The sequence below is a fragment of the Elusimicrobiota bacterium genome, assembly GCA_016180815.1.
Taxonomy (GTDB): Bacteria; Elusimicrobiota; Elusimicrobia; order JACQPE01; family JACQPE01; genus JACPAN01.
Genome location: JACPAN010000015.1, coordinates 182002 through 192559, shown reverse-complemented (window position 1 = coordinate 192559; position 10558 = coordinate 182002). Strand labels below are relative to the sequence as shown.

Genomic DNA, 10558 nt, shown 5'->3' with positions numbered 1-10558 from the left:
ATCGAACGCCGCCTGATTTTTCGCTCGCTCTGATGTTTCTTGGGCTTGAAACCGGCGCCTGGCGGCTGATTTTCTCCGTCGGCGGGCTGATCGGTTTCGGCTGTTGGGAACAACTCCGGCCCTTCCGTAAACTCGTCGTGCCCGCGCCCAAACATTACTTAACGAATCTGCTTCTAGGCGGCTTTAATGTCTTGGTTTTAAACATCGGCGTTTCCAGCATGATCGTGGCGTATTTCGATTACCTGGGCAGCCGCAAGATCGGCCTGCTCAACGCCTCAAATCTGCCGCCCTGGGCCAATATCGCGCTGTCATTCGTTTTTCTTGATTTCATCACTTACCTTTGGCATCGCTCCTATCATGAAATCCCGCTCATGTGGCGCCTGCACAAAGTGCATCACAGCGATTTAGATCTAGACGTCACCAGCGCGTCCCGCTTTCACTTGGGCGAAATTCTGCTTTCTTCAACCTTTAAAATGTTCATCGGTTTTATTTGGGGGCCGAGCGCGATCGCCATAGCGATTCACGAAGCCGGGCTACTTTTGGCCGCGCAGTTCCAGCACGCCAACATCCACATCCCGGAACCTTGGGAAACGCGTCTGCGCCGGGTATTCGTGACGCCGGACATGCACCGCATCCATCACTCGAATATCCCCGGCGAGACGAATTCCAACTACTCCAATCTTTTTTCTTTCTGGGACAGGCTCCTCGGCACTTATCTCTGGCGCGGCGATCAGAAAAATATCGCGATCGGTTTGAAGGAATACCCGCGCCCGCAAGATATCACCTTGCCCAAACTTCTCGCCATGCCCTTTATCCGGTCCTTGGCCGCCCAATGAACGCGCGCGCGGGAAAATTTGCGGCGCTGATTGCGGGCCTTCTGGCGATTGCGCTCTTGGCGCGATTCAGCCCCCTGGCCCCTTACCTCAACAAAGACTCCCTGCTCGCTTTTATCCGCATACTCAGAAATGTCTGGTGGGGACCTATCGCCTTCATCGCGGCCTATGCCTGCACCAGCGCCGTGGGTTTGCCTGCCATCCCTTTTGTTTTGGGGGGAGGCGCGGTTTTCGGAACGCTGTGGGGCACCATTTACAACGCGATTTCCGCCAATATCGGCGCCTCTTTGGCCTTTTTGGTCGCCCGGTTCATGGGCCGGGATTTTGTGGCTTCTCTTTTAAAAGATGGCAAACTGGCGGCTTTAGACGCCAAAGCCGCTCAACACGGCTTCCAAACGATACTGACGCTCAGGCTCCTGCCTTTTGTTCCCTTCAACGGCTTGAATTTCGCGGCCGGTATTTCCAAAATTCGCTATCGGGACTTTGCCCTGGGCTCGCTGGCAGGCATGCTGCCGGGAACCTTTATCTACACCTATTTTGCGGACTCCATTTTATCCGGAACAACGGGCGTCAACGGTAAAGCCTTCGTGCATTTATTCCTGGCCGCCATGCTCATGGTTTTTCTTTCCATGACGCCGAAAATTTTCAAAAAATGGCTGCCCGCCAACCGTAAAAAGAATCCTTTCTAACGAAGCAATTCCCGCCTGGCCGTATCCAGGCGTTCATTCCTTATTTTCTCCGCGTAATTGGTCAAACCCATGGATTCAAGCCAAACAACATACGGTTCATACTCAGCTTTTGTCTCCGCCAGCTCGATCACTCCGTTAATCACATCCTCACTGGCTTCATTCGCAGCCCGGGCTTGGGCCCGGTTCAAATGCCCGCCCACGTTTCGATGTCCCTTGCCCCCGGGACCGGGTTCCCTGCGTTCACGCAATAAATAATCGGCCACGGCCGGAATCCCGTTTTCCGATCCCATGTCATTGCGGCAAGCGCGCGGACGGCCGCTCTCATTGTCGGCTACGCACACTTTTAAAAATTCAATCATGTTGCGGGCCGTGAAATCCTGAATATTCTGCGCTTCATAACGCGCATGAGCCACGGCCTCCATAAAATCAAGCGCCATCCGCGCCTGCCCAACGGATGTCGTGGCGCGGACCCGGTCCCCGCCGAAACGCGCGGCCCGCAAGCAAACGGTCACAGAGGTTCCGTCCCGGTCGCCCAACAATTCCAAAATCCGGCCATGCGCCTCGCTCGCCGGATCCAAATTTTCCGTACGCAGAAGACCCTCTAATTCCCGGTCGTTTCTTGATGTTGCGGATGATTTCTTTTTCCCGCCGCCAGCTTTCCCGCCCTCAGCGTGAACCCCCACGCAAAACATCAACCCCAATAAAAATAAAAACAGAAACAGGGCCGCTTCCCGGAATTTAGCTTTGTTCATATTGGCGCCTCCTGATTGCCGGTCACGCTAAGTTTACCCCGCCTTCCCGAAAACAGCAACTTTAATTTTTCAAAATAGGGGAATGGTTCTCATCAAACTCAAAGTCCATCCAGACGCGCGCAAATCCGAAATTATTCAAAAAGCCCCGGACGCTTATGAAGCCTGGGTCAAGGCTCCGGCTGAGCGCGGCTTGGCCAATAACGCGGCCCTAAATCTTCTGGCCCAGAGCCTGGGCGTTCCTGCCGTCAAATTGCGCATCATCAAGGGGGCCCGCTCACCCAATAAAATCATTCAATTCATGGGCCTATCCTGCTGACGATTGGTAAAATCCCCTAGTGATCGACTTAAAGAAAGTCCGCGAACAACCTGATTTGTTCCGCCAGGCCTATAAAAACCGGGGCGGGCGCTATTTGCCGGCCCTGGAAGAACTTCTGGAAAAAGACGGACGCTGCCGCAAACTTCTACTCGATGTAGAAACCCTCCGGTCCAAAAAAAACGAATTGTCTAAAAAAGTCGGGGCTTTGCGCGCTTCGGGCAAGGACGACCCCTCGCTCATGAAAGAATCCGAGGATATCAAGCGCCCGCTGATGGACAAAGAAAAGGAATTAGCCGGGCTCCAAACCCAAATGGAAGCCCTGGCCCTGGGCCTGCCCAATGCCCCGGACGCAAGCACGCCTTTAGGCGCTTCCCCTGAGGACAATAAAGTCGTGCGCAACTGGGGCGAACCTAAAAAACTCGATTTCAAAGCTCTGGACCATCAAGCCATCGGTGAAAAATTAGGGATTTTTGATTTTGAGCGCGCCGCCAAGCTCGCGGGCTCCCGATTCGCTCTCCTAAAAGGCAAAGGCGCGGCCCTGGAGCGCGCCCTTATTTCCTTTATGCTGAATATTCACACCAAAGAGCACGGGTACCAGGAATTCTGGCCGCCGTATTTCGCCTCAGCCGAAACCCTCACCGCCAGCGGGCATTTGCCCAAATTCAAAGAAGAGCTTTATCAAATCCACAAAGAAGAACCCGGCCCCGACCTTTATTTAATCCCAACCTCCGAGGTTTCTTTGGTCAATCTGCACCGGGGGGAAATGCTGGATGAAAAAAATCTGCCCTTGGCGTATACGGCCTACACCGCCTGTTTCAGGAGCGAGGCCGGCTCTTACGGCAAAGATATCCGCGGCCTCATCCGCAATCATCAATTCAACAAAGTGGAATTGGTGCGCTTCGCTTTCCCGGAAAAATCCATGGAAGACTTGGAACTCATGACCAAACAGGCTTGCGTGGTTTTGGAGCGCCTGGGCATCCCGCACCGGGTCTTGGCCCTATGCAGCGCTGATCTCGGTTTCGCCTCAACCAAAACTTATGATTTGGAAGTCTGGATGCCCGGGGAAAACAAATGGCGGGAAATCTCTTCCTGTTCCAATTGCCTGGATTTTCAAGCCCGCCGCGCCAATATCAAAATCAAACGCGCAGACGGCAAAAAAGAATTCGTCCACACCTTAAACGGCTCCGGCGTTGCCGTAGGCCGCTGCTTGGCCGCGATTCTGGAAAACTATCAGACGCCCGAAGGCCGCGTCAGCATACCGGACGCCCTGCGGCCTTATACGGGCTTTGATTCGATTTAGCTCGCCGGCTCCGCGTCGCAGGCTTTCATCTCTTGAAGATCAGCCTTGACCTCGTTATAGAAACCCTGCGTTTGATTTGCCTTTTTACGGGAATCATTCCACCTCACCCATTGAAATAAAGCGAGTAAGAGCAAAAAACCGCCGGCATAATAAAACAAGGGCAAAATTTCCACTGAATTTATCCTTCACGGCAAAGAGCATTGGCGTTATCCGCTTTGTGCTCCGCCAAAAACTGATGCACCCTGGCTTCCTGAAAAGACTCCGCCGAGGATTGCAACAGGCGCGACGCAAGGTAGCACAGCGTGCCGCCTAAAACGAAAAACAAAACCAACGCCCCGGCGCCCACAAAAGCCGGCAACGCCATCAACGTCAACCCGCCGGCCGCTGAAACGACCCCGCCGGCCAGCTCGCCCCAAGCGCGCTGACGCGCTGCGGAAGCGATCTCGCGATTCTCCATGAAATCAGACAAACTTCTCTGGCAATCCTGATCAATAGGATCAATTTCCGCATCGATTTCGGCATCACTCATTGCCCGCACATCGCGCCTTAAGCGCCTGGGGCCGCCGGACCAACGCGCTCCGTCAAAAACATCCTGGGCCTGCTCAAATTCGCTCCCCTGCGGCAGCGCCTGGGCCGTCAGCCGCCAGGGCCCGCATAAAAAGACGACAGCCGCCGTTGCAACAGCTTTGACGACAGTATTAACACGCATCGTTTCCTCCTGATTCTTGACATTGTCTGTTCTCTTGTTCGCAATCATTGGCGATTTCCCGGCTGCGGGCTTCGGTCCGCCGGGCCCGGTTTAATCTCCTGGCTCCTGCTGAAAAAAGCAGCGCCCCAACCAACAACGAGGACACCGCCATCAACAGGGGAATCCAAGAGAAAGCGTAAACGGCCGCGGCCAGCGAAATCGCCCCGGCCGCGCCCTGAACAAACCCGGCGATCAGCTCGATTTTTCCCCAAAATTCGTCTTGCCCGGCCCGCCGCCGCCAAAATCGCGCCTGACGCACGCAAAACGCATAGGATTCCCGGCACGCATGGTCAGCAGGCTCTTCGGACGCGCTCAACGGCCGGCTTAAAGCAGCGCCTATTTCCGTTGAAGGAACAGGATGAACCGCCGCCCTGGGCGCCGCTTGAGCCGTTTCCCCAAAATACGGCCTCGCTTGAGCCAATAAAGTTTCGTTTTGATCGGCCCAAGCCATAACGTCCGAAGTGAAAACGAATATCAACGCAATTTTCTTCACTGCGGCAAGTCGCGCGACACCGTGTATTCCTCGGTCTCGCTGAACACCTCGCTCCTGTTGGCCGCGATATTCCAGGCCGTCACATAACCCGCGGCCGCGCCGAAGACGGCGCCGAGTCCGGTCAAAATCAACAGCGTCGAGAGCGGCCCGGCGGCCAGCAAAGCCAGCGCCCCCGCCGTCAAGCCAAGGCCCAACCCCGCTGCTGCTCCCGGAAAAATCCAGGGCTTGCCTTGCGCTTCGGCGTAACGCGCGCGATCCAAAATCCGGTACGTGGTTATCACTTCATGCTCTTCGATAAGCCGGTCCGGGATATCCCTGCAGCGAAACGACTTGCCCGGACCCGGCGGACACCAGCGATGCGCCGGACGAATGCGGCTGGACGCCACGCTGTCCGAACTGGCCACCACCGCCAATCCACGGCCGATGGGAATTTCCCGGCCTGCCCCGGAGCCATCAAAGACCGCGGCCGCTTCCTCATGCGTTTCTTGGGTGGACTGCGCCGAGGCAACGGCCACGGAAACTAAAAAAAGAGGAACGAACAACATGCGAACCATGCAACACCCCGCTATCGTTGACAATTTTCGGCGGCCGATATCCGCCCCTCATTATTTTGCCGCGCCGCAACAACTCCGCCTAGTGTCCCCCGGGCCCCGCTTAGGCCCTAAAGTTTGAGGAAATTCCTTTGCTCGATAAGGCCAGGCTAAGGAAACTTGATTTCTCTAAAAATCGGGGTTAGACTTCCTGAAGAAACTGATGAAAGCCAATGCCTTCGGCCCCACGCTGGTCAAAATGCGCCGCAAAGCCGGCTTTAAAACCGCCTACGAGTTCTATCACAAGAACGGGGGGAACGCCGCTCTCGGCTGCTCCTACCGCCAATACCTGAATTTGGAAAATGGGCATTCTTTGCCCGGAGCCAAAACCCTGCTGGCTTTAAGGCGTTTGCTCTGGCCGGTCACGGACCGGCCCATGATCCGCGAATTTGTTCTGGCTCATTTAAAATCCGCCTACGGGCAGCACGGTTTCGATGAATTAATCGTCCCCCTTTTATCCGCCCAGCAAACTCAAAGCCGCCATCCGCTGGAAACCGCCATCGGCAAAGCCCGCGAGCAATCCGTGACGAATTTAAACCTGGAGCAGTCACAAGCCATCAAAAAATCCGCCCTGCATTATTGGATTCATCAAACTCTGTCGAATAACCGCCAAGCCTGGGATGCGGCCAATCTCGCCGGCCTGCTCGGATTTCCCGCAAAAAACGCCCAAACCGTCTTGCGCGACTTGGAAAAAATCGGCCTTGCCCGCCGAAACAAAAAGGGTGGTTGGTTTTACCCCAAATCCGGCTCTGTCTTCCGCCACCCCAACACAAAAATCAAAGGGGAAGACCCTGTGATCAGAAAATACTGGGCCGAGATGGAGTCTAAGAAAGGGAAACGCCTGTTCAGCCGCTTCATCATTTTCCGGGCTTTGGAATCGGAGTTGGTCAATTACCTGCCTTACCTGCACCAAGCCATGGCCGGCTCCTCCGTGTATGCCAGCGAAGACAAGCGCCCGGACGCCGGCCTTTTTGTCGTGGAAACGACGGTCCGGAAAATGTTCCCCTGTTAGGGGTCGCGGAGAAATAATATGTACATTTTGCCAGAGCAATTTTGGAGCGAGACGAAGCCGGATTTTTTGCGGCGTGCCTGCAAGGTACGTAAAAAAAATCCGGCAAAGTCGCAGCCCAAAAATGCCCTGGCCCTTCGGGGAGGCCCATATTTGGCCGTCTGCGTCGTTGCGCCTTCGCTAACGTACCCTCCAGGTACGCTGCGCTCGGCGCGCCTAGCATACGGCTCAAATCTGGGCCTCCAAAATGTACATATTATTTCTCCGCGACCCCTTAGAAAAGAAAGAAAAACCCGATCGCGGCCATGGTGAAAGTCACCCCGAATTTCGCCACCAACGCCAGCATCCGCGCCGTAAACGCGCCCCAGCCCAGACGCAGCGCCTGTTCCCTATTTTGACCGCGCGACAGCTCCGCCAAAAAAGCGCCCAAAAACGTCCCGATAAACCCGCCCGGGATCGCACCCACCACCGGAATCACGGAGCCCAACAAAATAGCGCCGATCAACCCGCCGATTAAAGCGCCCAGCACCCCGGCCTTAGACACACCGTAGCGCCTCGCTCCGAACACCCCGCACAGCCACTCCACAACCTCGGCGAAAATGCACACGCCCAGCAAAATAAACACCGCGCCGAATGTGAGCGCCGCCTTCGGGCTTAACGCGATCGCCAATAATGTGCCGGCCAATAGCGCCCAATTGCCCGGCAAGCCCAACGCCAGTAAAAACAGGCTCGCCGCCGCCGCCAGCAGGAAAATAACCACGCTTAAAATGAACATCATCAAAACCAAATCGATTATGGCATTTGCCGCGCAGGCGGCTAGAATATTGAGGGGGGAGCAGTTCCCCTGTTGCCATGAAAAAAACCAAAATCGTCGCCACGCTGGGTCCGGCCTGCGACGGACCGGGAATCCTGGAACAAATGATCGAGGGCGGAGTCAATGTTTTCCGCCTCAACTTCTCCCACGGCACGCCCAAAGACCACGCCCGCCGCATCAAAGCCGTGCGCGACGTGGCCCAAAAATCAAAGCTTCCCGTCGCCATCCTTCAGGATATTTCCGGCCCAAAAATCAGGATCGGGGAATTATCCGGCCGCGTTGCGGAACTGAGGGCCGGGGACCTGTTAAAACTCACCACCAAAAAAATCATGGGCAATCGCCGCCAAATCTCCGTCAATTACGCGGGCCTGCCCAAAGACGTTAAAAAAAGCAATTCCCTGTTTTTAGCGGACGGATTGATCGAAGTCGAAGTCTTGTCCACGGACAGGACCATCATTCAATGCCGCGTGTTAAACGGCGGGCGCCTGACCTCGCATCAGGGCATCAATTTTCCCGACGGCACGCTCCACGCCGAAGTGATCACGGAAAAAGACAAACGCGACATGGCCTTCGGCGTTGAAGCCGGCGTGGACATAGTGGCGCTCTCGTTCGTACGCGATCCCAAGGACATCAAACAAGCGCGTGCGCTGCTCGCTCATCTCGGCAAAGGCAGAATCCCCATCATCGCCAAAATCGAAAAGCACGAAGCCTTGGACCGGCTCGATGCCATTGTGCAGGTCTCGGACGGGGTTATGGTCGCGAGGGGGGATTTGGGCGTTGAAATCCCCCTGCAGCAGGTGCCGCTGGCCCAAAAGAAAATCATCACGCACGCGCGCCAAATGGGCAAGCCCTCGATCGTCGCCACTCACATGCTGGCCTCCATGGTCGCGCGCCCGCGCCCGACCCGCGCCGAGGTCACGGACATCACCACCGCGGTCTTGGATTCCGCGGACGCGCTTATGCTCTCCGAGGAAACCGCCGTCGGCAAATACCCGGTGGAATCCGTGCTCATGATGTGCTCTATCATCCAGGTCGCGGAGCAAAGCTTGAATCACCGGCGGTTGCTCGACGACACTCCGGTGGGCAACACGGTCTCGGATTCCATCAGCCAGGCGGCCTGCATCATGGCCGAGGATTTGCGCGCCAAAGTCATCATCACGCCCACGGCCTTCGGCTCAACGGCTCAGCGCGTTTCGCGTTTCAGGCCCAGGCAGAATATCCTGGCCTTAAGCCACAACCCCTCGATTTTGCGCTTCTTAAACCTCAATTGGGGTATTGTGCCCATTGAAATCCCGCGCGCGCACACCCTCGACGATCTCTTCAAAATTTCCCTGCACGCCGCCAAAGTCAACGGACGCGCCAAAAAAGGGGATATCGCGGTGGTGACCGCAGGCGTGCCGCTGAATAAATCCGGAACAACCAACCTGATTAAGGTTGAACGGATCGAGTCCTAAGACTCTCCACGACGCTTAAAAAATCCGGCGGCGGTGCAACTTCCAAATCAATCGGTTTTCCATCCGGCCCGCGAAACGCCAATTTCCAGGCATGCAGCATCAAACGCAAGGATTTCTCCGGGCGGCTCCCATATAAAGGATCGCCCGCCACCGGATGCCCGATGGAATAAAAATGCACGCGGATTTGATGGCGGCGCCCGGTCATCAAATCAACCTCGCATAAACTCGCCTGGACAAAACGCTCTTTAACCCGGTACTTGGTTTCCGATTCCTTGCCGTCCGGATGAACGCCCATGCGCCCGGACCCATACGTCCGGATTTTCGATTGAATCGCGTCCCTCTCTCTGGACAACACCCCCTGAACCAAAACCAAATACGTTTTTTTGACCTCGCGCTGCTCAAATTTCATGGACAAATACCGGTGGGTTTGCGCGTTGCGGGCAAAACAGACCAAGCCGCTGGCCTCCCGGTCCAAACGGTGCACCACCCACAACCGCCCGGCTTCTTCACTGAGCATGCCTTTTAGCGTCTGCTCGTTTTTGGCCGGGCCTCGACCCGGAATCACCAACAGCCCGGCGGGCTTATCCGCGACCAAAATATTCTCGTCTTCAAAAACAATCACGCTATTTTCCTCGTCGTTTGATAAACGCCCAATGCAATCAACACCCCGCCCGCAATCAGCCAGGCGGTGATATGCTCCCCATAAAAAACATACCCGAATAACATGGTTAAAAACGGAATCAAATTCGCAAAAATCACCACATTGCTGGCCGGCAATCTCTTCAACGCGTAAAACCAGGAATAAAAACCGCCCAACGTCGCGATTAAAGACAAATACCCTATACTTACCCATGTTTTTCCGCTGAGCAAAACCAGCTTGCCCCAGAACTCCGGACCCCCGGCGATCAACAACGGCACGGTGCCGGTCACCATCACCAAGCACATGAGCGGCACCGGATCGTATTTGAACAATAGAGAGCGCGCCATAATGCTGTAGGACGACGCGCTCATCGTGGCCCCGAACACCGCCAGCACATAAGCCCAACCCGACGCCTCAAGGCCGCGCTCCGAGCCCAAAACAATCGCGATCAAGAGCCCCGCAAATGCCAGCAAAATCCCGCCCATCTTGGGCCACAAAAATTTCTCCTGCCCGATGGAAAACGCCATCACATACGTCACTGCCGGCGACGACCCGATCATCAACGCCGCCAGCCCCGGCGACACTTTCTGCTGCCCCAAATACAAACACCAGTTATAAAAAGGAATCAGCAGCATGGACATCATGATCAACGCGCCCCGGTCTTCCCTCAAAATCCGCGTCGTCTCTTTCCTAAACTTAATCGCGGCAAAAATGCCGCACAATAACGCCACGGGAATAAATCGCAGCAACGCCAATTCCGCGGGCTTGAGCTGGGCCAAAGCGGTCCGAATCACCAAAAAAGCCAACGACCAAACCAAAATGCTGGTACCGATCGCTCCGTAAACCCTAGTCATAAGAGAAAAGGACTATATCAACTCTACCAGGCTAATCCGCTTTGATCCTCCTATAAATTTTGCTTA

At 55.4% G+C, this 10558-nt stretch carries 14 protein-coding genes; 6 read left to right on the top strand and 8 right to left on the bottom strand.

The annotated features are described in order from the left end of the window. Positions 1 to 32 precede the first annotated feature (32 nt). Together HYT79_08840 and HYT79_08835 are read left to right on the top strand one after the other, a co-directional pair. Positions 33 to 836, top strand: coding sequence for a sterol desaturase family protein (locus HYT79_08840; GenBank protein MBI2070694.1), 804 nt, complete (start codon positions 33 to 35; stop codon positions 834 to 836). Further along, a complete protein-coding gene (locus tag HYT79_08835; protein ID MBI2070693.1) occupies positions 833 to 1522 on the top strand; it encodes a TVP38/TMEM64 family protein in 690 nt (229 codons plus the stop codon). The genes HYT79_08840 and HYT79_08835 overlap by 4 nt, the downstream gene beginning before the upstream one ends. On the opposite strand, the gene HYT79_08830 is transcribed toward HYT79_08835, so the two are convergent. Further along, positions 1519 to 2274 (bottom strand): hypothetical protein, encoded by a 756-nt coding sequence (locus HYT79_08830; GenBank protein ID MBI2070692.1) that lies wholly within the window; start codon positions 2272 to 2274, stop codon positions 1519 to 1521. The genes HYT79_08835 and HYT79_08830 overlap by 4 nt on opposite strands. A gap of 82 nt (positions 2275 to 2356) precedes the next feature. Here HYT79_08830 and HYT79_08825 point away from each other — a divergent pair, with 82 nt between their 5' ends. Then, complete coding sequence (locus tag HYT79_08825) at positions 2357 to 2590, top strand: DUF167 domain-containing protein (protein ID MBI2070691.1); 234 nt, start codon at positions 2357 to 2359, stop codon at positions 2588 to 2590. Between the two features lie 19 nt (positions 2591 to 2609). After that, the gene (gene serS / locus HYT79_08820) at positions 2610 to 3890 is read left to right on the top strand and encodes a serine--tRNA ligase (protein MBI2070690.1); all 1281 of its coding nucleotides are present in this window, start codon (positions 2610 to 2612) and stop codon (positions 3888 to 3890) included. On the opposite strand, the gene HYT79_08815 is transcribed toward serS, so the two are convergent. From HYT79_08815 to HYT79_08800, 4 genes are read right to left on the bottom strand one after another with little or no spacing between them, the layout of a single operon-like run. After that, positions 3887 to 4063 (bottom strand): hypothetical protein, encoded by a 177-nt coding sequence (locus HYT79_08815; GenBank protein MBI2070689.1) that lies wholly within the window; start codon positions 4061 to 4063, stop codon positions 3887 to 3889. The genes serS and HYT79_08815 overlap by 4 nt on opposite strands. A 5-nt stretch (positions 4064 to 4068) precedes the next feature. Beyond that, complete coding sequence (locus tag HYT79_08810) at positions 4069 to 4599, bottom strand: hypothetical protein (GenBank protein ID MBI2070688.1); 531 nt, start codon at positions 4597 to 4599, stop codon at positions 4069 to 4071. Beyond that, complete coding sequence (locus tag HYT79_08805) at positions 4589 to 5131, bottom strand: hypothetical protein (GenBank protein ID MBI2070687.1); 543 nt, start codon at positions 5129 to 5131, stop codon at positions 4589 to 4591. Before HYT79_08805 ends, HYT79_08810 begins: the two co-directional genes overlap by 11 nt. Further along, on the bottom strand, positions 5128 to 5685 hold the full coding sequence (locus HYT79_08800; GenBank protein ID MBI2070686.1) for a hypothetical protein: 558 nt from the start codon (positions 5683 to 5685) through the stop codon (positions 5128 to 5130). The genes HYT79_08805 and HYT79_08800 overlap by 4 nt, the downstream gene beginning before the upstream one ends. A gap of 199 nt (positions 5686 to 5884) precedes the next feature. Here HYT79_08800 and HYT79_08795 point away from each other — a divergent pair, with 199 nt between their 5' ends. Continuing rightward, positions 5885 to 6733, top strand: a complete 849-nt coding sequence (locus HYT79_08795) for a hypothetical protein (GenBank protein MBI2070685.1) — start codon at positions 5885 to 5887, stop codon at positions 6731 to 6733. 271 nt (positions 6734 to 7004) lie between these two features. Here HYT79_08795 and HYT79_08790 read toward each other — a convergent pair whose 3' ends face one another. Then, complete coding sequence (locus tag HYT79_08790) at positions 7005 to 7511, bottom strand: DUF456 domain-containing protein (protein MBI2070684.1); 507 nt, start codon at positions 7509 to 7511, stop codon at positions 7005 to 7007. Between the two features lie 71 nt (positions 7512 to 7582). Here HYT79_08790 and pyk point away from each other — a divergent pair, with 71 nt between their 5' ends. After that, positions 7583 to 8998 carry a pyruvate kinase gene (gene pyk / locus HYT79_08785; protein ID MBI2070683.1) on the top strand — a complete coding sequence of 472 codons (1416 nt, stop codon included), beginning with the start codon at positions 7583 to 7585 and terminating at the stop codon, positions 8996 to 8998. Here the strand turns inward: pyk and HYT79_08780 are convergent. Beyond that, positions 8973 to 9620 (bottom strand): RNA pseudouridine synthase, encoded by a 648-nt coding sequence (locus HYT79_08780; GenBank protein ID MBI2070682.1) that lies wholly within the window; start codon positions 9618 to 9620, stop codon positions 8973 to 8975. The genes pyk and HYT79_08780 overlap by 26 nt on opposite strands. Next, on the bottom strand, positions 9617 to 10492 hold the full coding sequence (locus tag HYT79_08775) for a DMT family transporter (protein MBI2070681.1): 876 nt from the start codon (positions 10490 to 10492) through the stop codon (positions 9617 to 9619). Before HYT79_08775 ends, HYT79_08780 begins: the two co-directional genes overlap by 4 nt. Between the last annotated feature and the right edge of the window lie 66 nt (positions 10493 to 10558).